At 42.4% G+C, this 19,244-nt stretch carries 27 protein-coding genes and 1 pseudogene; 10 read left to right on the top strand and 18 right to left on the bottom strand.

The annotated features are described in order from the left end of the window. Window positions 1–62: 62 nt before the first annotated feature. The 15 genes from AC0L6R_RS15420 to AC0L6R_RS15350 form a co-directional block, all read right to left on the bottom strand. Window positions 63–278: a hypothetical protein gene (locus AC0L6R_RS15420; RefSeq protein ID WP_473271985.1), complete on the bottom strand. Its 216-nt coding sequence runs from the start codon at window positions 276–278 to the stop codon at window positions 63–65. A gap of 105 nt (window positions 279–383) precedes the next feature. Then, window positions 384–617, bottom strand: coding sequence for a hypothetical protein (locus AC0L6R_RS15415; RefSeq protein WP_473271984.1), 234 nt, complete (start codon window positions 615–617; stop codon window positions 384–386). A 197-nt stretch (window positions 618–814) separates the two neighbouring features. Then, complete coding sequence (locus tag AC0L6R_RS15410) at window positions 815–1,075, bottom strand: hypothetical protein (protein WP_473271983.1); 261 nt, start codon at window positions 1,073–1,075, stop codon at window positions 815–817. 18 nt (window positions 1,076–1,093) lie between these two features. Next, window positions 1,094–1,519, bottom strand: a complete 426-nt coding sequence (locus tag AC0L6R_RS15405) for a TonB-dependent receptor domain-containing protein (protein WP_473271982.1) — start codon at window positions 1,517–1,519, stop codon at window positions 1,094–1,096. Further along, entirely contained in the window at window positions 1,494–2,351 is an 858-nt protein-coding gene (locus AC0L6R_RS15400) for a TonB-dependent receptor (RefSeq protein WP_473271981.1), read from the bottom strand. Before AC0L6R_RS15400 ends, AC0L6R_RS15405 begins: the two co-directional genes overlap by 26 nt. Continuing rightward, the gene (locus AC0L6R_RS15395; protein WP_473271998.1) at window positions 2,272–2,613 is read right to left on the bottom strand and encodes a TonB-dependent receptor plug domain-containing protein; all 342 of its coding nucleotides are present in this window, start codon (window positions 2,611–2,613) and stop codon (window positions 2,272–2,274) included. Before AC0L6R_RS15395 ends, AC0L6R_RS15400 begins: the two co-directional genes overlap by 80 nt. Before the next feature lie 68 nt (window positions 2,614–2,681). Then, window positions 2,682–2,939 carry a carboxypeptidase-like regulatory domain-containing protein gene (locus tag AC0L6R_RS15390; protein ID WP_473271980.1) on the bottom strand — a complete coding sequence of 86 codons (258 nt, stop codon included), beginning with the start codon at window positions 2,937–2,939 and terminating at the stop codon, window positions 2,682–2,684. Between the two features lie 113 nt (window positions 2,940–3,052). Beyond that, on the bottom strand, window positions 3,053–3,496 hold the full coding sequence (locus tag AC0L6R_RS15385; RefSeq protein WP_473271979.1) for a ChuX/HutX family heme-like substrate-binding protein: 444 nt from the start codon (window positions 3,494–3,496) through the stop codon (window positions 3,053–3,055). Beyond that, complete coding sequence (locus AC0L6R_RS15380) at window positions 3,480–4,100, bottom strand: ChuX/HutX family heme-like substrate-binding protein (protein WP_473271978.1); 621 nt, start codon at window positions 4,098–4,100, stop codon at window positions 3,480–3,482. The genes AC0L6R_RS15385 and AC0L6R_RS15380 overlap by 17 nt, the downstream gene beginning before the upstream one ends. Window positions 4,101–4,102: 2 nt before the next feature. Further along, a complete protein-coding gene (locus tag AC0L6R_RS15375) occupies window positions 4,103–4,438 on the bottom strand; it encodes an ATP-binding cassette domain-containing protein (RefSeq protein WP_473271977.1) in 336 nt (111 codons plus the stop codon). Between the two features lie 105 nt (window positions 4,439–4,543). Beyond that, entirely contained in the window at window positions 4,544–4,825 is a 282-nt protein-coding gene (locus AC0L6R_RS15370; protein ID WP_473271976.1) for an ATP-binding cassette domain-containing protein, read from the bottom strand. Between the two features lie 91 nt (window positions 4,826–4,916). After that, window positions 4,917–5,324 carry a FecCD family ABC transporter permease gene (locus tag AC0L6R_RS15365; RefSeq protein ID WP_473271975.1) on the bottom strand — a complete coding sequence of 136 codons (408 nt, stop codon included), beginning with the start codon at window positions 5,322–5,324 and terminating at the stop codon, window positions 4,917–4,919. Beyond that, window positions 5,287–5,472, bottom strand: coding sequence for an iron chelate uptake ABC transporter family permease subunit (locus AC0L6R_RS15360; RefSeq protein WP_473271974.1), 186 nt, complete (start codon window positions 5,470–5,472; stop codon window positions 5,287–5,289). The genes AC0L6R_RS15365 and AC0L6R_RS15360 overlap by 38 nt, the downstream gene beginning before the upstream one ends. Window positions 5,473–5,474: 2 nt before the next feature. Then, the gene (locus AC0L6R_RS15355; protein WP_473271973.1) at window positions 5,475–5,978 is read right to left on the bottom strand and encodes an iron chelate uptake ABC transporter family permease subunit; all 504 of its coding nucleotides are present in this window, start codon (window positions 5,976–5,978) and stop codon (window positions 5,475–5,477) included. A 253-nt stretch (window positions 5,979–6,231) separates the two neighbouring features. After that, window positions 6,232–6,837 carry a heme/hemin ABC transporter substrate-binding protein gene (locus tag AC0L6R_RS15350; protein WP_473271997.1) on the bottom strand — a complete coding sequence of 202 codons (606 nt, stop codon included), beginning with the start codon at window positions 6,835–6,837 and terminating at the stop codon, window positions 6,232–6,234. A gap of 392 nt (window positions 6,838–7,229) precedes the next feature. Here AC0L6R_RS15350 and atpD point away from each other — a divergent pair. After that, window positions 7,230–8,733 (top strand): annotated as a pseudogene (atpD, locus tag AC0L6R_RS15345) (F0F1 ATP synthase subunit beta). A 116-nt stretch (window positions 8,734–8,849) separates the two neighbouring features. After that, window positions 8,850–9,095: an ATP synthase F1 subunit epsilon gene (atpC, locus tag AC0L6R_RS15340; RefSeq protein WP_057936785.1), complete on the top strand. Its 246-nt coding sequence runs from the start codon at window positions 8,850–8,852 to the stop codon at window positions 9,093–9,095. A gap of 274 nt (window positions 9,096–9,369) precedes the next feature. Here atpC and AC0L6R_RS15335 read toward each other — a convergent pair whose 3' ends face one another. Further along, the gene (locus tag AC0L6R_RS15335) at window positions 9,370–10,611 is read right to left on the bottom strand and encodes an alpha-L-fucosidase (RefSeq protein ID WP_473271972.1); all 1,242 of its coding nucleotides are present in this window, start codon (window positions 10,609–10,611) and stop codon (window positions 9,370–9,372) included. 140 nt (window positions 10,612–10,751) lie between these two features. On the opposite strand from AC0L6R_RS15335, the gene rpsU reads away from it, so the two are divergent. From rpsU to AC0L6R_RS15315, 4 genes are all read left to right on the top strand, one after another. Further along, window positions 10,752–10,946, top strand: a complete 195-nt coding sequence (rpsU, locus tag AC0L6R_RS15330) for a 30S ribosomal protein S21 (protein WP_091692504.1) — start codon at window positions 10,752–10,754, stop codon at window positions 10,944–10,946. Window positions 10,947–11,075: 129 nt separating this feature from the next. Next, on the top strand, window positions 11,076–11,960 hold the full coding sequence (locus AC0L6R_RS15325; protein WP_283412220.1) for a tyrosine-type recombinase/integrase: 885 nt from the start codon (window positions 11,076–11,078) through the stop codon (window positions 11,958–11,960). A 36-nt stretch (window positions 11,961–11,996) separates the two neighbouring features. Continuing rightward, entirely contained in the window at window positions 11,997–12,302 is a 306-nt protein-coding gene (gene hpf / locus AC0L6R_RS15320) for a ribosome hibernation-promoting factor, HPF/YfiA family (protein WP_283412221.1), read from the top strand. A 71-nt stretch (window positions 12,303–12,373) separates the two neighbouring features. Then, complete coding sequence (locus AC0L6R_RS15315; protein WP_473271971.1) at window positions 12,374–13,882, top strand: ArnT family glycosyltransferase; 1,509 nt, start codon at window positions 12,374–12,376, stop codon at window positions 13,880–13,882. 1 nt (window position 13,883) lies between these two features. On the opposite strand, the gene AC0L6R_RS15310 is transcribed toward AC0L6R_RS15315, so the two are convergent. Further along, on the bottom strand, window positions 13,884–15,515 hold the full coding sequence (locus AC0L6R_RS15310; RefSeq protein WP_473271970.1) for an ArnT family glycosyltransferase: 1,632 nt from the start codon (window positions 15,513–15,515) through the stop codon (window positions 13,884–13,886). 158 nt (window positions 15,516–15,673) lie between these two features. Here AC0L6R_RS15310 and AC0L6R_RS15305 point away from each other — a divergent pair, with 158 nt between their 5' ends. The 4 genes from AC0L6R_RS15305 to AC0L6R_RS15290 all read left to right on the top strand — a co-directional run bounded on the left by AC0L6R_RS15305 (window position 15,674) and on the right by AC0L6R_RS15290 (window position 18,801). After that, a complete protein-coding gene (locus AC0L6R_RS15305) occupies window positions 15,674–16,660 on the top strand; it encodes a glycosyltransferase family 2 protein (RefSeq protein WP_473271969.1) in 987 nt (328 codons plus the stop codon). A gap of 21 nt (window positions 16,661–16,681) precedes the next feature. Then, the gene (locus tag AC0L6R_RS15300; protein WP_473271968.1) at window positions 16,682–17,563 is read left to right on the top strand and encodes a lysylphosphatidylglycerol synthase transmembrane domain-containing protein; all 882 of its coding nucleotides are present in this window, start codon (window positions 16,682–16,684) and stop codon (window positions 17,561–17,563) included. 63 nt (window positions 17,564–17,626) lie between these two features. Further along, the gene (locus AC0L6R_RS15295; RefSeq protein ID WP_473271967.1) at window positions 17,627–18,070 is read left to right on the top strand and encodes an AAA family ATPase; all 444 of its coding nucleotides are present in this window, start codon (window positions 17,627–17,629) and stop codon (window positions 18,068–18,070) included. Between the two features lie 11 nt (window positions 18,071–18,081). Further along, window positions 18,082–18,801: an ATP-binding protein gene (locus AC0L6R_RS15290; protein WP_473271966.1), complete on the top strand. Its 720-nt coding sequence runs from the start codon at window positions 18,082–18,084 to the stop codon at window positions 18,799–18,801. A gap of 18 nt (window positions 18,802–18,819) precedes the next feature. Here the strand turns inward: AC0L6R_RS15290 and AC0L6R_RS15285 are convergent, their stop codons facing one another. After that, window positions 18,820–19,050 carry a hypothetical protein gene (locus tag AC0L6R_RS15285; RefSeq protein ID WP_473271965.1) on the bottom strand — a complete coding sequence of 77 codons (231 nt, stop codon included), beginning with the start codon at window positions 19,048–19,050 and terminating at the stop codon, window positions 18,820–18,822. Between the last annotated feature and the right edge of the window lie 194 nt (window positions 19,051–19,244).

The following is a 19,244-nucleotide window of genomic DNA, read 5'->3' as shown; positions in this document are numbered from 1 at the left end:
AATCTTTCGCTGGCTCCACGTCCACAATTCCATTTTCAAAACTGGAATGAACAAAATTATGATCATTGTCTTTGACTACGTCCACAGAGATAAGAATCAGCAGCGTGGGCATCAGCATGCTGAAGCGTATAACCTTTCACCATTTCTGAGGTGATTCTCATTTTCTTAAGAGACTTTGCTTCGACACCACTAGCACCTCGGGAAGGAATATAAAGCTTCATTACTTGCTTCAGAGCTGGAGCTGAGCAGGCTGCAATTGCAGGCTTAGAAAGTGGCATAGAAGGATCAGTCTACATGTAGAATACCTTCAAGATTTGTAAAGCTTAAAACCAAAGCTGCAGAGTCAGCTGCACCTCATATCAGCTGAAGAAACCACATTGATATCAGTCTTCGCCAGTAGCCATGGCCATCGCTACCAGTAGTTCCCGTTGATCAGAACTTTGAACCCAGAACCTGTGGCAAATATTGCCAAGTCCCAAGATTCCCTTGCTACCGCAGTCTGTGTACCAGTTCGGAACTGGATATAAGCTGTATTTGGATATTCTGCTCCACCACCATCTACTTCGATGATTCCTGATTCTGTAGGCGGTACTACTACTGGCTCTGTTGATCGTCATCACTGCAGGATGAGAAAAGTGTCACGCCAGCCATTAAGGCTGTAAGAGTTAGAAAACGATACTGTTGCATTGTGTTTAAATTTGGGGGAATAGTTATTTATTTAATTGATAGGTGAGGCCAAGGAAATAAGAGTCTTTCCATAGCCTACGGGTCTTTCGGTTCCACCTCCATGGGCATCTCCACCTACCCGGAAGTACTACTGATTTGCTTTACGCTCAGGATATTTCTTGCTACCGGCATTCACAGAGATGTGTTTGCCAAAATCTTTTTTGAAAGAAATATCCATCCAGTGGTAGCCGTCCAGCATTCTTTCAGTTGCGGAAGGGTTTCCCTCAGAATCAGTGATTCTCTCATAGCCCGGCAGCGCTCCAGTCCATTTGTAGAAGAGCGTCGCAGTAGTTCTCCATGGCAAAATCTGATAGGTCAAATTTGTATTCACCTCTGGAGTCCAGCTCATATCGGGAACTATAGTCTGCTACTTCAGAAAGTAGGTTGTAGCGTCCGATGTAGGAGAACACCAACATTCGCAGTCAGGTTTTTGAACGAGATGGCTATTGTTCAGCGTAAGACCAGCCGCATTGTATCGCTCCACATTGAACAAGGTAGTCACCTGAATGTCGCTTAGGATCTCTGCACCGTAAGCGATTCTGTCTTTTACATCATTGTAAAAAGCGCCCAGCACAGTTGAAATTTTCCAGGTTGGGTTGAGCTTTGAGCTTTCCAATCCAATGATCCATCTGAAACTATTGGAGGTTTCCGCTTTTAGGTCTGGATTGCCTGTAATGCTGTGACTTGCGTCAAAGAAGTTGAAATACAACTCACGGATAGAAGGAGCTCTGAATCCGTTGGCATAGGCCAATCTCAGATCCAAGTTTTCATTCAAAGCAAATTTTGTGTTCAATGAAGGAATCAAAGCTAGTGTTTGCGTAAGCAGAATTCCAGCTTTTGCGTAGTCCCGGTTTGATTTTAATCGGTAAAACTGGAGACCACTCTCCGGAAAGGAAAATTGCATAATCCTGAATTCCTTCATTCTCGTCTATTCTCTCGCCAGAACCTTGTTCCAGATTCAGGTGGATTTCAGGTTGCAAATTGAATTTATCAGCAAGCTTCCAATCGCCGATCATTCTCCAGCTAAATCCAGTGTAATCGATGGTAGAATTAGCTCCGGGAGCTTGGGATTGGTAATGCTCACCTGTCCGCACATTGGTCACCCAAGTCTGGCTTTCTCGGGCATAATCTGTAAATGCTCCTTGTCCAGGTAACTCCAAATTTGGAATTGGTATCCCATCTTCCGCTTCTAGCCTATGCATCCAGCGGGAAGTGATGAATTCCTGATCCAGCATCTCCAAACGTGCTTCTGGCCCATAGGAAAAAACAGTCTCATCCAAGAAATCTAGCTGATATTCCAGATTTAGAGATTCAGGTTCCCAACCTGCTTTGAGGTTTAGGAAATTCTGATCTTTAGGAAGCCATTCGTATTCTCTGCCTGTTTCTTCGCCTTTCCAACCTCCGAAGTTGTTCTGAGAAAATGAAGCTCCAAAGTCCCAGTTTTTCAAGCGGTAACTTCCAGTCACACTTCTTATATGAGTGCCTTTTCCATCAAAAGGACTGTATTCATTCCCTACTGTTTGCTCCTGCACCCGAGCTTTCACATCAAATTTTTCTGGACCGTCTGACTTGGTGATAATATTGATTACACCAGCAAGTGCATCTGCTCCGTAAACCACGGACATGGTTCCTCAACAATCTCCGCCCGCTTCGATCCGGTTGATCGATCTGGTTGATATTAATTTCATTGGAGGTTCCCTGACGACCGACCATCGGAATGCCGTCGATTAAGATCTTCACATTTTGGCCAGACATACCCAGCAGCTCCATATTGCTTGAGCCTAAGGCGTTGTCCTGCGAAAAGCGAATTCCCAGCTCCGTGCTCAAAACCTCCTGAATATTACTTGGTGCTCGATTTTTAATGACTTCAGCACCGATTGTCCGCACCTGATAGACAGACTGCCCTGGCAGACTGAGGCACAAAATTCCCTGTATGACCACCAACCGTTTCCAAATCAGAAGTCTGAGGAAGTCAATACGAATGTTTCTGTAGTTTTTCCTGCCGGCCAAGTTGCCCAGATCGTCTCAAATCCCACCGCTGAAATTTTGAGTTTCCCTTCTGATGGCAATTGGGCAAGTGAGAATACACCCTGTTCGTCGGCGACCTCTCCCTTAAGGTCTGCCAGCCAGATCGTAGCATGAGACACCGCATTGCCATGGGAATCCACCACTTTTCCTTGCAACACAGCTTGAGCTTGTGCTATAATTGGCATACGCCAGGAATAGCAAAGAGAAAACGATGAAGTGTTTATTTAGATCAAATCTACGAATGTGCATAAAAATTTTTGAGATGGCGGGAAGCTTTACCTCCCCGCCGAAATTTGTATTAAAGGCTATCTACCAAAGCTTTCCACTCAGGTTTCTGAGGAAGTCCCGGCTTTCTCAATCCGAAGAACTGAGCGACCATTTCGCCTGCTTTATCGAAAAGCTCAACAGCAGATACCAACCCATCTTCCGTGTTTTTATGAACTACATAGGCCTTGTCAACCACATTTTCATTCAAATGCATGTTGAAATCAGGATCAAGTACATTGAGCCAATCACCCATCTGGCGAATGGTCTGCACCTTACCTTGGTGGATTTGGATGTTGCCTTTATTCCCAGCGAAAATCATGATAGGAAGCTTGGTCTCAGCGGCAGTTTCTACGATTTTACGTGCAGAAAGTCTGTCCACTTCATACGCCCATTTGTCGTCAATCCACTTCACAGCATCTTGCCTGTTTAGCTTGTATTTGCGAAGCATACCAAAGAAATCATGCGTATCCTTCATCGTTTCCCAATCTTTGGAAAATCCTTCGAAGTCCAATTCTTCTCGGGACACATATTCCGGAGCTGGAAAAGCTTCCAGCTCCAAGCTCAGCAGACTGGTCTTCTGCTGTATTATTATTTACCAATTCCTCGTAAGCTTCTGGATTTGATTTCTCCTGCAAATAGACTTTCATTACAGCTTCACCAGCTTTGTCGAAGTATTGCAAGCTTTTCATAGTGCCACGAGGAGTCTCGGTAGTCACTGCAAAACCAAATTTCCAACCTGCGAAAAATACTCGCTGCTCGATTGGGCCAATCACAGTAGCGATTTTGTGCGGTCCGGCAGCATGCATTTCAATTTTCTGAAAGGGTCCCTTGTGCTCCAATACACAGCCTTCGCTTCTTGTCAATGACATCACGCGGCCTAGTTTTGGGAATTCTTCCAGTTGCTCGGTAAAATTGTCAGTCAGACGAATCACGTTTGCGCCGATTCCAGTGGCTAAAAGTTGAGCTTCAGTCACACCAAGTTTAGCGGCAGCATCACGGATTCTAAGTTGAGGCTCAGATTCTTTCAGATTCTCCCATGCTTGCTTCAGGGATTGTGCGGAGTCTTGAATAGACTCCATTGTTACGCTTGTTTAAATGTGGGTATGGATGTTTGTACCTGTGCCTGTGCGGTTGCTGATATGAGGAGTCCACCTGTAACAGGGTTTTGAATTAATTGAATCGGGTGATCAAAAACGTATTCTAGGATTTCTTCCTCTAATACTTCTTTTACCGTTCCTGCTTTTGCGATCATGCCATTTTTCAGTAAGGCAATTTTATCTGCGTATTGTGCCGCAAGGTTCAGCTCATGAAGAATTACCAAGATTCCAATATTTCTTGATTTCAGCGTTTGAAGGATTTTCAATACTGCATGCTGCTGCGCAATATCCAAGCTGGAAGTTGGTTCGTCAAGGAGCAAATACCTTGGAAAAGGCTTTGTCTCCCAGATTTGTACTTCAGTACTCTTGCGAGTTGCACGCGCTGCTTTTTCTTCCGCCGGAAAGGTGATTGAAAACCTGATCCTTCAAGTGGGAAGTATTCGTCGCTTTTCCAAAACTTCTTGAATGAGTTTTGCAGGTTGCTTTACTTTGGTGCTGATCAGGCCAAGCTCCACTACTTCCTGCACGGTAAATGGAAAATTAACTTGCGTATGCTGAGGCATTACAGCTCTCACCGCAGCCAAATCACGGGCTTTTAGTTTATGAATATCGTGGCCATTGTAGCCCACAGAACCATGTTTGCATTTGATCTCTCCAGAGAGGATTTTGAAAAAAGTTGATTTTCCTGCGCCATTTGGGCCTAGCACTGCTAGAATTTCCCTGGATTCAATTCCAAACTAACCTCATCTACGATAGGTCTTTGGCGAATGCAAAAATGTACTTGTGAAGCTTGAAGCATTAGTTTTTGGATTTATTCAGGTTGAAAATAAGCCAGATAAAAAATGGTGCACCGATCAGTGCGGTGATCACGCCTATAGGCATTTCGGCGGGAATTACGATCACTCTTGCGATGAGATCGGCAAAATTTAACAAAATCGCACCTAGAAGAAATGATCCAGGCAACACCAGTCTATGATCCGCTCCAAACAGAATTCGAATCAAATGCGGTACTACCAAACCTACAAATCCGATCATTCCCACCATGGAAACTCCAACTCCAACGACCAAAGCACTACAAATAAGCAGTCGGATTTTGACTTGCTGCACGTTTACACCCATGTGGAAAGCTTCTTGCTCTCCTAACGCTAGCGCATTCAATTGTCTGGAATTAAATAATAGTAGAACTGATGGAACACCTATAAGCATCAGGCTTACTGGGACTTTTGCCCCAAGTAGCACCACCCAGATCTCCTAAACTCCAGAAAGTGAAGCTTCGCAAAGCGGAATCATCTGCAAAGAACAGCACCAAACCAATTAGTGCTGCTGCCAATGCATTGATCGCTACACCCGCCAAAATTAAAGTTGCAGCATCTGTTTCTTCCTTGGGATTTTGACAGTTGATAAGACAGCCGTCACACAAATCAAACCTCCAATAAATGCAAAAAGAGGCAAGCCGAGAGTTTTGATCCAAGCCAAAGAGGAAACTGTAGGCACCAATACCATGAAAATCACAGCAAATAAGGCGGATCCTGTACTTACCCCGATCAACCCTGGTTCTACCAAAGGATTTCTAAACATGCCTTGCAATGCTGCGCCGGCTATTCCTAACCCTCCTCCTACCAGCATGGCCATCAGCACACGAGGCATGCGGATTTGGAGAAGCACATTGGCTTGTTGGACTTCAAAAGTTCCTAGTTGAATACCGATTTGGTCAAATAAGATCGCAAGCGTCTGAGGAAATGGAATGCTAAAGGCGCCCAAAGAAAGGGAAGCCAGCACCACCAAAACCAACACAAACCCAAACCCGAGGAGGGTGAGGTTTTGACTCTGGATATTAGTATGATTCAATGCGGTGATCATTTATTTATATGGCTGGAAGACCGAAGACGGGAGACCGAAGCGGCTTCAATGCTTGATTTTAACTTTACTTTCTAAGCTTTATCTTATACTTATTTAATTATTGCCTTACGGCTTTGGCTAGTTCCAATGCTGCTTTTCCCACTCTTGGTCCAAAACTCGGAAAGGTATTGGCCATCTAAAGCAACGATTTGATTTTCTTTAAAAGCTGTGGTTTGATCTATTCCTTGTATCGCTACCAAGCCATCTTTTCCACCTACACTTTGGATTCCTGATTCGAAGAAGACACCAAATACTCTGGATTCATAGACACCAAGGATTCTGGAGTCATAGGAGCGAATTCGTCAAAGCCTGTAGCTGTTCCTTCGATCTCAGCCAATTCAAACATTTCTGCTGCAAAGGTTTTGTCTCCAGCGATAAATACTGTCTCCGGGCCGCGGGCCATTACGAAGATTGCTTTTGGCTTAGATTCCTCAGATTCCAAATAGCTGTTCAGTGCAGCTATATCAGCATCAATTGCGGCATTTACTTCCTTTCCTTTATCCTCTTCCTCAAAGAAAGTTGCCAACTCCGTGACCAATTTCTTGGTGCCTTCTACTGTAGTTGGTTTCGTGAAAACCTCAATATTAACTTGAGCTGCTTTCAATTGAGTCGCTGCATCAGGATTGAGGTAACCTTCTTCTATAAGCACCAAATCAGGACCTAGCGCAAGAATCCCTTCTGCTTTGATCTGGTTTCTATACCCAATGGAAGGAAGATCCTGCATGGATGCCGGGAAAGTCGAGGTTATGTCGGTTGCGATGATAAGATCGCCATATCCTCGTGCATCCACGACTTCTGTAATGGTACCGCCAGCAGTAATGATCTTACGCTCGGCGGTTGTTTCTTCCTCTTTCGAAGGAGCGGAGACATGCAGCCAAAACTACAAGGATAAGAGGTAGATAGCGTGTTAACATTATTTAGATTAAGTTTAGATAAAGAACAAATGTAATCTTAATTAGATTAATTCCAAATAAAGAATTCTAAGAACTAGGTAAAAATTTCTCGAATTCAAAAATGTAAGAAAGAAGAAAACATGTGCTACATTCTTGTTTATATAGTTGACTGCTAAACAAAAAGAGTGTTTAGACGGAAGTCATTAAAAATTGGGGGTTTAGGATATTAATTTCCCAAATATCCTTTGGGTTTAGGCATTATTGGTTAATTTTGCGGTCGAATTCAAAAAGCACATCCTTTTTACATTTCAATTATCAAATGGCAAATATTGGAAAGATAACTCAAGTGATCGGGCCCGTAGTGGACGTTTCCTTTGAAGGCGGCAAGCTGCCAAACATCCTTGACGCGGTAGAAGTTACCAAAGAAAATGGCCAAGTGGTCGTAATGGAAGTTCAACAGCACTTGGGTGAAGATCGAGTGAGAACTATTGCAATGGACTCATCTGAAGGGATGGTTCGTGGCATGGAAGTAAGAGACCTTGGTGAACCTATTTCTGTTCCAACAGGTGAGGGCATCAAAGGCCGTCTTTTCAATGTAGTTGGAGAGCCTATCGATGGTTTGCCTGCTATTCCAGTTGGTAAAAGACTTCCTATCCACAGATCTGCTCCTCGTTTTGAGGATCTTTCTACAGCTACAGAAGTACTTTTCACAGGTATCAAAGTAATTGACTTGATCGAGCCGTATGCAAAAGGTGGTAAGATTGGTTTGTTCGGTGGTGCTGGTGTTGGTAAAACTGTATTGATTCAGGAATTGATCAACAACATTGCGAAGGCATATGCTGGTCTATCTGTATTTGCAGGTGTAGGTGAAAGAACAAGAGAAGGAAATGACTTATTGAGAGAAATGATCGAGTCAGGGCATCGTTACTTACGGTGAGGACTTCATCCACAGCCTTGAAGAAGAAGGTGGATGGGATCTTTCTAAAGTTGATTTGAAAAAACTAGAAGACTCTAAAGCAACCTTCGTTTTCGGTCAGATGAATGAGCCTCCAGGGGCACGTGCACGAGTTGCCTTGACAGGTTTGACTTTGGCAGAATATTATAGAGATGGTGACGGCGAAGGAGCTGGTAAGGATATCCTATTCTTTATCGATAACATCTTCCGATTTACTCAGGCAGGTTCTGAAGTGTCTGCACTTCTTGGACGTATGCCATCTGCAGTAGGTTACCAGCCAACTTTGGCAACAGAAATGGGAGCTATGCAGGAGCGTATTACTTCTACAAAGCGTGGTTCTATTACTTCTGTTCAGGCTGTATATGTACCTGCTGATGATTTAACTGATCCGGCTCCAGCGACGACTTTCGCTCACTTGGATGCTACGACGTCACTTTCGCGTAAGATCGCAGAATTAGGAATTTATCCTGCTGTGGATCCTTTGGAATCCTCTTCAAGAATCATGTCTGCGGACATTATTGGAGACGAACATTACAATTGCGCACAGCGTGTGAAAGAGATTCTTCAGCGTTACAAAGAATTGCAGGATATCATTGCGATTTTGGGTATGGAAGAACTTTCTGAAGAAGATAAGCAAGTCGTACACAGAGCGAGACGTGTACAGCGTTTCTTATCTCAGCCATTCTTCGTAGCAGAGCAATTTACAGGCTTAAAGGGAGTATTGGTAGATATCAAAGACACCATCAAAGGCTTCAACATGATCATGGACGGTGAGTTGGATCATCTTCCTGAGGGAGCTTTCAACTTGGTAGGTAGCATCGAAGATGCAATCGCTAAGGGGGAGAAAATGATGGCAGAAGTTAGATAAATTTTAGTTGTCGGTTTTCGGTTGTCAGTTTTGATAACCGAAAACCTGTAACATTTAATAGTTTAACGGAGAGCTTCACTTTTTCTAAGAGAAGTCTCCAAATGATATAAAATTCCATGCATTTAGAAATCGTCACACCGGACAAAAAAGTATTTCAGGGTGAAGTATCCGAAGCCAGTTTCCCTGGCGCCAATGGATCATTTCAGGTGCTGAATAATCACGCTCCGATCGTTTCGGCTTTGGCAAAGGGAACTGTTTCCTTTACCACTCCTGAAGGGAAGCAATCCATGATCGTGGATGGCGGAGTAGTAGAAGTAAAAGATAATGTGATAGTATTGCTAGCTGAGAAAGTAGTGGCTTAAGCAATTCATCAAATCAAAGTGAAAAAGGTCTCCTGTGCAAATGGGAGACCTTTTTTGGTTTATTGCTTAGTCAGGAAGATTTTAAAGAAAGCTCGAAGTAGTTGATTTATTTTCCAATTAAGAATATCGAATGATGAATATTGAACTCAACTTTCAGGAAAGAATATCTTAATTACTCTCTATCACCTGACCTTTTTCCCGATACAGATCCACAGGACCATCAAGCAAGACCGCCAAAACAGTGATGTCCTTGTCATAGACGTTGTCTGGAATGTCAATGTATTTCATTCCTGGGACAGCGCTCCAGTACATTTTGCCCACTTCCCTGGATTGGAGTTTCAGTACCATTTCCTACTACCCAGACCCGTTGGATTTTATTTTTTAGTCCTTTGATGGCTAGAGACTCATTTACCTTATAATCCAAATAGATATAAAGGATTGTCTTATCCTTCGAAAGAGTAGTAGGAGCATATACATGGCCATCTGGGATGCCCGCTTGAGTGTCATAGACCGCTGACTCATGCTTGGATGTCCAGCGCCCAAATTCATTCAAAATGTTTTCAGCTTCCTCTGGGATAGTACCATCTGGCTTTGGCCCGAAATCCATCAGGAGATTTCCGCCCATGTGAAGGCAATCCACAAAGATTCGAAGCAATTCACTTGGACTTTTGTACTGATCATCATTGCCTTGGTACCCCCAGCTGTTGTTCATAGTCATACATAATTCCCAGAACTCACTGCTCGGTCTCGTTACTGGAACTCCTTGCTCTGGGGTGTCGTAGTCACCAAAGCCTTTACCTAATCGGGAGTTGATGATCACATTTGGATTGTAGTTCTGCAGTTTCTTTTTGAGCTCTGCACTTTTCCATTCCTCTGGCTTATGTTCCCAATCGCCATCAAACCAATATAAATCTGGATTGTATTGTTCGGATAGTTCACTTAGTTGAGCAAAGTTGAAATCTGTGAACTTTCTGAATCTCTCTGGATCATTCTTGTATCGAAAAGTCTCTCTCGTGTTTCTGTCGTAATCTGGGTGTGACCAATCCAATACAGAAAAGTAGATTCCTTTTTTAATTCCTTCTTTCTCCAAAGCATTCATCAATGGCCCTACCAAATCTTTTCCGGCAGGAGTTTTCTTCACGACAGAAAGATCAGAAGCTTTTGTATCCCAAAGAGCCACCCCATCGTGATGTTTGGCTGTAAGTACAGCATATTTTGCACCGCTGGATTTAATCAGCTTTGCCCACTTAACTGGATCATATTTGGAAGCAGTAAAACCTGAAAGCTGTTTCATGTAATCATCATAGCTAATGTAATCATTGAAAAATGACCAGGACTCGTCAATTCCATTCACAGAATAAATGCCCCAATGAATGAAAATGCCCAATTTGGCATCAGCAAACCATTCCATTTTCTCAGGGGTTTCCTGAGAAAATGCTGAAGTAGATTGAGTGAAAAATATAGTTAGAATGCCTAGTGCTAGTAGGTAGCTTTTGAAGGAAGTGCTGATGTTCACGTCGTAATTAGTAAGATTTAGGATAAAATTAGGCAAAACGCCCTATATATCAAGGGGTAGAAAAGAGTTTATTACGAGTGGAGATATTGTATTCTGAATATTATCCCTACCTTTGTGCCCACGAAAGGGGGTGTATAGATATGATCATAGTTAACGTAAAAGAGAACGAATCAATCGAGAAAGCGCTAAAGCGTTTCAAAAAGAAGTTTGACAAGACTGGTGCAGTCCGTGAACTTCGTGCGAGACAAGCTTTCACTAAGCCTTCCGTAGTAAGAAGAGCACAAGTCATCAAAGCAGCTTACAAGCAGCATCTTCAAGAAGAAGCAGCGAAGTAATCAGTTTTGACTTCCAATATCAAACGCACTTGCCATCAGGCAGGTGCGTTTTTTTTATGACCATTTACGATTTTGCTCAGCGATAATTCACATTTTTTCGTCTAACTTATCTTTCGAGTTACGTGATATATGATCGATTCTTTCATCAATTATTTAGAGTTTGAGAAAAAAGCCAGTCCGCATACAGTAGAGGCATATCGTCGGGATTTGACCCAGTTTGAGGAGTTTTTGGCGCTTTCTTTCGAAATAAATGAAATTTCTGAAGCCCAGCATCCAGAGCTCCGGGCATGGGTGATTGACTTGGTAGATAGCGGGTTAAGTACTACCTCGGTAAACCGTAAAATCGCCACTCTGAGGTCTTATTACAAGTTTTTACTCAGATCACAGATCATTTCTAGCGATCCAACGTATAAGTTAAAAGGTCTTAAAAACCCGAAGAAACTTCCTGAGTTTGTACAGGAAGAGACGATTCTTGCCGTTTTAGACGAAAGTGTTTACGAACTGGATTTCGATGGGCAGCGTGACAAGATGGTGATGGAATTTCTTTACCTCACCGGAGTCAGGCTTTCAGAGTTGATAGGATTAAAATGGTCGGATGTCAATCTCATCGATGATTCGGTCAAGGTACTTGGAAAAAGAAAAAAGGAAAGAATAATTCCTATTACAAAAGGCTTAAAACAGAATATTTTGCTGTATAAAAAAGTATTTGAGGAAAGGTTTTCTAAAGTTGGTCAAAGTGACTATTTTATTGTCAGCAATCAACAAAAGCAAAGTTACCCTATGATGATTTTTCGCATCGTCAGGCACTACCTAGATCTTTTTGCGCAGACATCCAAGCGCAGTCCTCATGTATTGCGACATACTTTTGCCACCCATTTACTCAACAAAGGTGCTGACCTGAACGCAGTAAAAGATTTGCTAGGTCATGCCAATCTTGCGGCCACTCAGGTGTACACGCACAATTCCATGGAAAAACTTAAGGCTGTGTTTGAACAGGCACATCCGAAAGCATAAAATAAACTATTTGTTCACCACTAAATGCAAATGAATATGAAACTGCAGATGCACTCCATCCATTTTGACGCTGATCGAAAACTGATCGACTTTATTCAGAAAAAAGCTGACAAACTGGATACTTACTATGACCAAATCATAGACGGAGAGGTTTTTTTGAGGCTTGACAAAAACGACAATAACTCGAATAAAATTGTAGAAATCAAGATGAATGTACCAGGAAAGCAATTTTTCAGTAAAAGCCAATCTGACTCATTCGAGGCGGCTTCTGATGATGCCATCGAAGGATTGAGACGTCAAATCAAAAAACACAAAGAAAAAGTAGTGTTGGCTAAGCAGTAATAAGCTAGCCTAGCTAAATTTGGGGCATCTCTCAGTAATGGGAGATGCCTTTTTTATTCAAACCAAACTCAATGCAAAGGTCTACAAGCTATACTATCTATTTCTGGGTTATTTCACTCTCGCTTGTAGTTGCTAAAATACTATTTACCCTAAGGCCAGAAATTGACCTGTTCACTGAGGAGGCGCAATACTGGCTCTGGTCACAGAATATGGCTTGGCATTATTATTCCAAGCCCCCGCTTGTAGCTGTTCTAAATTACATTAGCACAGGTTTTCTGGGAAATACTGAGCTGGGAGTGCGTATAAATGCGATTTTATGTGGTGTAGGAATGTCTTGGGTGACGTTTCTATTTGGCCGACATCTATATTCAGCTAAAGTTGGATTTTGGGCTGCGATGATACTTCAGGCTATGCCTATGTGGTGGCTTGCCTCTACTTTTCACATGACTGACAGTTCCCTTACCTTCTTCTGGGCGATGAGCATTTATCTGGCTTATCGAGGTATGGAAGATGGGAAGAAATCCTGGTGGATTTGGGCTGGGCTGGCTGCTGCATTTGGGTTGATGGCTAAGATGGTCATGATTCTGATCTTTCCATTTCTTCTTTTGTATCTTATTTATACCAAAAGCTGGAAGGCACAGAGCCAGAATTATATTCTCTTTGTGTTAATCACTTTATTAGGTTTCATCCCTGCTTTGATCTGGAATTGGCAGAATGACTTTGACACGTTTAAGCACTTGGCTGCCCTCAGCGGTGGTGGAGGCGGTGAATCCAAAGCTTTTGATGTAGGAAAGTCTTTCGGGCAATTCTTCGAATACCTAGGAGGTCAACTGGCGATGATTTCCATATTTCTTCTTCCTCTATTTGTGGGAGCTTTTAGAAAAGTGATTCAAAACCAAGACCGAGCAAAGGTCTATTTGCTTTTACCTGCTTTGATGTCTTGGGCTGCTTTCGCAGGATTGAGTTTCTTGACTTCCATAGAAGTGAATTGGCCGGTATTTGCCTACGGAAGTTTGGCCATTCTGATGGCGGCTTGGGTGTGCGAGCAAAGTCTGAGATGGCAGAGAATCAGGAATTGGGGTGTAGGCTTAAGTATCGGTTTACCGCTGTTTTTTCTGCTTCCTGATTTTACTTTGATGAAAAGTATTACTCCTATCAAAAAGGCTGAGAAATCTGCTTTCAGAAGAATGGCAGGCTACGAGCCTTTAGCCGAAAGACTCGTCACATTACGAGATAGTTTGGGTATTGAAGATGCGTATATCTTTTCAGAAACCTATCACATGGCCTCCGAGCTTTCCTTTTACCTTCCAGATCATCCACAAACGTATATGTTAAACATGGGGGCAAGAAAGAATCAATTTGATCTTTGGCCAGGCTTGGAGCAGTTTGTAGGAAAAAATGAAGTGGGGATTTTCGTGAGTTGGAATTATGATTCTTCAGGAGAATTTGCAGATTTTCAGGAATTGATTTATGAAGAGCAGTTGCCAATTACATTTCGAGAGGAATCACTTCGTGTAGCGACAATTCAGGTTTGGAGAAAGCTAGAGCGGTTTAATCCATATTTGCCAGATACGTATTAATTCACCTTTTCTCCAGCCAATAGTATATCTTCCCATTTTCCTTCACCAATGAATCAAAGGCTGGGTTGCTGAGATTTTGAAGGAGAAAAGGAATTTGTTTGGAATTCCAGTTGACCGAACCCACAGAGATTTCGTACTGGTTTTTTGGAATTAGTTCTAAAAATTTATCCTCGACTATTAAATAAGTATAATGGGCAGCTTCACGGAGTAACTCTTGATCGGTGAGTTTTTTCTCGCCGGATATATCAGTCATGTAATAATCAGGTCCTAAAAACACCCTAATTTTACTGCTGGTGTGGATATTTCCGATAAATCCGATTTCCCCTTTTGGATCTATGTCATTAGCTGCTACAAATGCTTCAATTTGCTCACCTTGCTCTGGCAGAGATATTTTTGCAGTGACAGTGGATAGGAGGAAAAACAACAATAGAAATGAATAAGAAAGTGCTTTCGGAAGTTTCTCGCTTCTAATAGTCAGCATGAAGAGGTAGGACAAAATGGCGAATCCCGCTGCTAGCTGAAGATAAACCCATGCTGTACTACCTAATTGAAAGTTTATCCAAAAGCCAAAAACACCAACAATAAGACACAGGAAAAGGAAAAACCAAGTACTGATTTTTAGACCCAATTTCCTGAATTCAAATTCTCCTTTTACAAGTAGCCACCCAAGCAATACGGCTAATACTGGAGCTACGGGCAATAAATATCGCTCATAAAACTTAGCCGTCATCGCTCCCATTCCCAAAATTGCCAAGCCCCATAAAATTGCAAATCCGAAAAAAACTGCATTCTCAGACCATGCTTTTCTTGTACTTTCCTTGATTTTAGGAAGAACCAGCAGAATCCAGGGAATAAATATGGCAATCAAAATCCCAACTGCAAGCATCCCATTTTTCAGGATTAACAAATAACGTGAAGTAACTCTACCTCCTACTTGATCTTCAACAAAACTGTCTAAATAAGTAGGGCCATGTATTTGCCACATGGCGACAAACCAGAAGAGTGCAATGAAAATAGCTAATGCAAGGGAAGGAAAATGGAGAAAGGTTTTAAATGAGACTTTTTTCCATGGATTAAAAAGTAGATAAAACACTCCCAGACCCCCTAAAGCAAGAGCAGGCAGGCCTTTGATTTCAAATGCAAGCGCTAAACTTAGGTAAAGAATCCAAAGATATTTTTTGGGGGCTTGGTCACCAAAGCGGATTAAACCAGCGAAACCAACTGCGCTCGCGGTCATCGTGAGTCCGAGTAGCACATCCGGAATTGAGCGGGTTGCGGATAAAATCAATACAGGATTGGCGGCAATAATTAGTGCAGAGATTCCAGCTGTTTTTTTGTCTTCAAAAAGTAGCTTTGCAAGCCAATACGTGGCACCTACAGTCAATGCTCCAGCGAGTAAAAAGAAGATTCTTGAAGACAGTGCGCTAACTCCAAAAAGCTTGAATCCGGCCAGCACCACCCAATAAGTGCCAATTGGCTTACGAAAACGCAGTTCCCCATTCCCTAAATAGGTCGTGAGGTAATCTCCATTTTGGAGCATTTTCACAGCAGCGTCGGTATAATACATTTCGTCAGGGAAATGCATGTGGAAGCTCAGTGCAAACGGGCCAACTAAGACGGCAAATGCTGCCATGACCACCCATGGATTAATTTGGGAATCTTTTAAAGACATGGTGCAAAGATAATCCTATTGAACTTTGTAGTGCCAAATTTTCGTTGGCTTCCGAAAGCGAATCCTAGCTTTTTTGTCCTAGGAAGTATTTTACCGTATTTTTGACAAAATTTTATCGCATGTCCAAGCCACAGATTTCCGTAGTAATCACTGTTTATAACGAAGAGGATAATATCCAACCGCTTTTAGAACAAACGTATGCAGCGCTAGAGTCCATCAATTATGAAGTGATTTTGATTGAAGATGGATCAACTGATAGGACTGTGGCTGAGGTAAAAAAGTATGCGAATAGCCGAACTAAGCTGATTATTTTCAATAGGAATTTTGGCCAAACCACAGCTTTGGCAGCAGGTATTGACATGGCTGCTGGTGAATACATCTGCACCATGGATGGGGATTTGCAAAATGATCCAACCGACATTCCTGTGATGCTTCAAAAGGCAATCGATGAAGAATGGGATGTGGTAGCAGGCCGTAGAGCGAATAGAAAAGATGGATTTGTGCTTCGCAAAATCCCAAGTAAGATCGCCAACTGGGTGATCCGGAATACGACCAAAGTTTACTTGAAAGACTACGGATGTACACTTCGTGTGTATAAAGCGGAGATTGCGCAGGGAATGGGGTTGTATGGAGAATTGCACCGTTTTATTCCTGTTCTGGCGAAGCAACAAGGAGCTAAAATGACCGAAATGGATGTGAAGCATCATCCACGGATTCATGGCGAATCGAAATATGGCCTGAGCCGAACCTTCAAAGTGATGTCGGATTTGATTCTGATGTTATTTTTCCAAAAGTATTTTCAGCGACCAATTCACTTATTTGGCGGGATAGGGATTATCGCGTTTTTGATTGGTTTGCTGATCAATTTTTATCTGCTCATTCTGAAAATAATGGGCGAAGACATCTGGGGAAGACCAATTATGATCCTTGGTTTTATTTTAGTGCTGGGAGGTATTCAGTTTATCACCACCGGAATTATTGCGGAGATCATTGTTCGGACTTATTTTGAGTCTCAGGATAAGACGACCTATTCCATCAAGTCTGTCTATCAAGGTGTATTGGAGCCTGTTATTGCAGTGCCTCAAGGAATTGACAGCGCTAAGTAGGTTTTCAAATAGCAATTGATTTTGGCGAAAACAGAAAGTTCCCTTAAAAAGAAATTAACGACTGTCCTAAAGCTGGTTCTAACTGGATTGGCGCTCTTTCTAGTTTTTCGAAAAATTGACACAGATCAGCTTTGGCAACTCACCAAAACTATTAACTGGCTGTGGCTAATACCTGCGGTGTTAACTTTTGTGCTGAGTAAACTTTTCACAGCTTTTCGCCTCAATCTCTACTTCAAAAATATCGGTGTGCAAATCTCCGAAATGCTCAATATCAAGCTTTACCTCATCGGTATGTTCTACAATCTCTTTCTACCTGGCGGGATTGGTGGTGATGGGTATAAAGTTTACTTACTGAATAAACACTATCAAACTCCCGTAAAGCCACTGGTTCAAGCTTCGCTGCTGGATCGTTTGGGAGGTTTGGTCGCGATTGTGTTTTTACTGTTGGCATTGGTTCTTCCTGTGGATTTGACCTTGCCATTTGCTTCGCAAATTCCCTGGGAGCTCTTGGTGGTAATTGCTGCCTTGCTGGTATTTCCAGCTTTTTGGCTGATGCAAAAGTTACTCTTCAAAGCATTTCTACCCTCTTTTTGGAAAGCAAATTGCTGGTCGATGGCTGGCCAGTTAGCACAATTGATATGTGCTTGGTTTATACTGAAAAGCCTCGGCGTAACTGAGAATTTCTTAGCTTATCAACTGGTTTTCTTGCTTTCTTCTATAGTCGCAGTGCTGCCATTGACTATCGGTGGCGTAGGTGCTAGAGAATTAGTTTTTGTCTATGCGCATACGTATGCAGGTATTGATGAGGCGATTGCAGTCGCTTTCAGTTTGATCTTTTTCTTGATTACCGCGATGGTTTCACTTACAGGATCTATGATTACCATTAATTTTGATGATAAATAGTTAAATATCTGTTTTTCAATGAAATAATAAAAATTCATCCTTGCAAATTTTAAATTTGCAAGGATGATTGTACGAGATTTATTTTTGAAACTGCAAGAATTGATGCCTGATTTTCCGGCTATAGCGATTCTGGGTCCACGGCAAGTAGGTAAAACTACCTTGGTGCAAGAGCTCGTGGAAACCATCGATCCTCAGTCTATTTACCTCGATCTTGAAAGTCCCTCAGACCGTAGTAAGCTTGCTGAACCAGAGCAATATTTTGACCTGCATGAAGGTCATTTGATAATTTTGGATGAGATCCTGCGCATGCCTGACCTCTTTCCGCTTTTGCGAGGCGTGATAGATCGAAGGAGAAAGAAAGGCTTTAGATCTTGCCAATTTCTGATTTTAGGTTCCGCTTCTTTGGACCTGATCCGGCAATCTTCCGAATCACTGGCAGGCAGAATTGCCTATGAAGAACTCCCCGGATTCAATGTGATGGAAGTGGATTCGATAGAAGGCATGTAGAAAAACTATGGATGCGTGGAGGTTTTCCCGACAGTTTTCTTGCGAGTTCCGATAGATCAAGCATGACTTGGCGTGGTAATTTCATCACTAACTATCTGGAAAGAGATATCCCGCAGATTGCGCAATTTGTGCCTGCCAACCGTCTGCGTCGACTCTGGACTATGCTCGCCCATCAGCAAGGACAATTGATCAATCTATCCAAACTTGGTGTAAGTCTAGATTTGACTTCTCCGACTGTGAAAAGTTATGTGGAAATGCTTGAAGATCTTCTGCTGATTCGTTCTGTCAGACCTTGGCTAGTGAATGCGGGCAAGCGACTGGTGAAGTCCCCCAAAATCTACATCAGGGATTCTGGAATTACACATGCTTTATTGAACTTAACCAAACTGGATGATCTGCTAGGACATCCTGTGGTAGGCGGAAGTTGGGAAGGATTTATCATCGAAAATATTATTTCAGTTTTGCCTAAAGGAGCTGAATATGGCTTTTATCGGACAACGGGTGGAGCAGAACTTGATTTGGTATTGAGTCTGAACGGAGAAGTTTGGGCGATAGAAATCAAGCGGACCTTAAGCCCGAAGCTTTCAAAAGGCTTCCTGAATGCTGTGGAGGATATATCAGCAGACCATTGCTATTTCATCTATGCAGGTAAGGATGAATTTCCGTTAGGGGAAAATACCAGTGCTATAGGTTTAGCAAGATTTATGAAAAAGATAAAGGGAGGCTTTTGAGGCCTTTCTTTAATTTTGTTATTGCTCCATCATCACATCGAGCGGAAAGTAATTTGGTAGATGGTTTTTTCCCACACCCTCTTTTGTTACTTCCCACCTTATTTCCTTACTGCTGGGGAAGTAGGTTATTCTGATTTCGCTGACAGCGAGAGAATATGCACTTAGAATCGTTCCTGTGAATACATTTTCGGAGATTCTGTTTAGAGAAAGTAGAATATTCCTCGTAGCTACAGTCCATTCTGCCCCCATTATAATACACTCCGCAGTGTTCTCCTATGAAATCATATGACCCCATAACGTCATCATCAAGCTCGGGCTTATATAGATGGATTGTGAATGCTCTATCTTCAAATTCGAACCATCGCCAAGAACCTGTAATATCTTGAGAGCTGGAATCATGCGAAAAGAGAAGAAGCAGTACGAACAGGATAGGGAGACCTCTA

This window comes from Algoriphagus sp. 10J20-15, assembly GCF_055809615.1.
The sequence above is the reverse complement of the archived record's forward strand: the minus strand, read 5'-3'. Positions and strand labels throughout refer to the sequence as shown.

Coding starts and splice junctions, on each gene's coding strand:
- AC0L6R_RS15420 (WP_473271985.1), bottom strand. CDS start 278: ATGCCACTTTCTAAGCCTGCAATTGCAGCCTGCTCAGCTCCAGCTCTG.
- AC0L6R_RS15415 (WP_473271984.1), bottom strand. CDS start 617: ATGACGATCAACAGAGCCAGTAGTAGTACCGCCTACAGAATCAGGAAT.
- AC0L6R_RS15410 (WP_473271983.1), bottom strand. CDS start 1,075: ATGAGCTGGACTCCAGAGGTGAATACAAATTTGACCTATCAGATTTTG.
- AC0L6R_RS15400 (WP_473271981.1), bottom strand. CDS start 2,351: ATGTCCGTGGTTTACGGAGCAGATGCACTTGCTGGTGTAATCAATATT.
- AC0L6R_RS15390 (WP_473271980.1), bottom strand. CDS start 2,939: ATGCCAATTATAGCACAAGCTCAAGCTGTGTTGCAAGGAAAAGTGGTG.
- AC0L6R_RS15385 (WP_473271979.1), bottom strand. CDS start 3,496: ATGAAGGATACGCATGATTTCTTTGGTATGCTTCGCAAATACAAGCTA.
- AC0L6R_RS15380 (WP_473271978.1), bottom strand. CDS start 4,100: ATGGAGTCTATTCAAGACTCCGCACAATCCCTGAAGCAAGCATGGGAG.
- AC0L6R_RS15365 (WP_473271975.1), bottom strand. CDS start 5,324: ATGCTTATAGGTGTTCCATCAGTTCTACTATTATTTAATTCCAGACAA.
- AC0L6R_RS15355 (WP_473271973.1), bottom strand. CDS start 5,978: ATGATCACCGCATTGAATCATACTAATATCCAGAGTCAAAACCTCACC.
- atpC (WP_057936785.1), top strand. CDS start 8,850: ATGCATTTAGAAATCGTCACACCGGACAAAAAAGTATTTCAGGGTGAA.
- rpsU (WP_091692504.1), top strand. CDS start 10,752: ATGATCATAGTTAACGTAAAAGAGAACGAATCAATCGAGAAAGCGCTA.
- AC0L6R_RS15325 (WP_283412220.1), top strand. CDS start 11,076: ATGATCGATTCTTTCATCAATTATTTAGAGTTTGAGAAAAAAGCCAGT.
- hpf (WP_283412221.1), top strand. CDS start 11,997: ATGAAACTGCAGATGCACTCCATCCATTTTGACGCTGATCGAAAACTG.
- AC0L6R_RS15315 (WP_473271971.1), top strand. CDS start 12,374: ATGCAAAGGTCTACAAGCTATACTATCTATTTCTGGGTTATTTCACTC.
- AC0L6R_RS15310 (WP_473271970.1), bottom strand. CDS start 15,515: ATGGCAGCATTTGCCGTCTTAGTTGGCCCGTTTGCACTGAGCTTCCAC.
- AC0L6R_RS15305 (WP_473271969.1), top strand. CDS start 15,674: ATGTCCAAGCCACAGATTTCCGTAGTAATCACTGTTTATAACGAAGAG.
- AC0L6R_RS15295 (WP_473271967.1), top strand. CDS start 17,627: ATGATTGTACGAGATTTATTTTTGAAACTGCAAGAATTGATGCCTGAT.
- AC0L6R_RS15290 (WP_473271966.1), top strand. CDS start 18,082: ATGCGTGGAGGTTTTCCCGACAGTTTTCTTGCGAGTTCCGATAGATCA.
- AC0L6R_RS15285 (WP_473271965.1), bottom strand. CDS start 19,050: ATGGGGGCAGAATGGACTGTAGCTACGAGGAATATTCTACTTTCTCTA.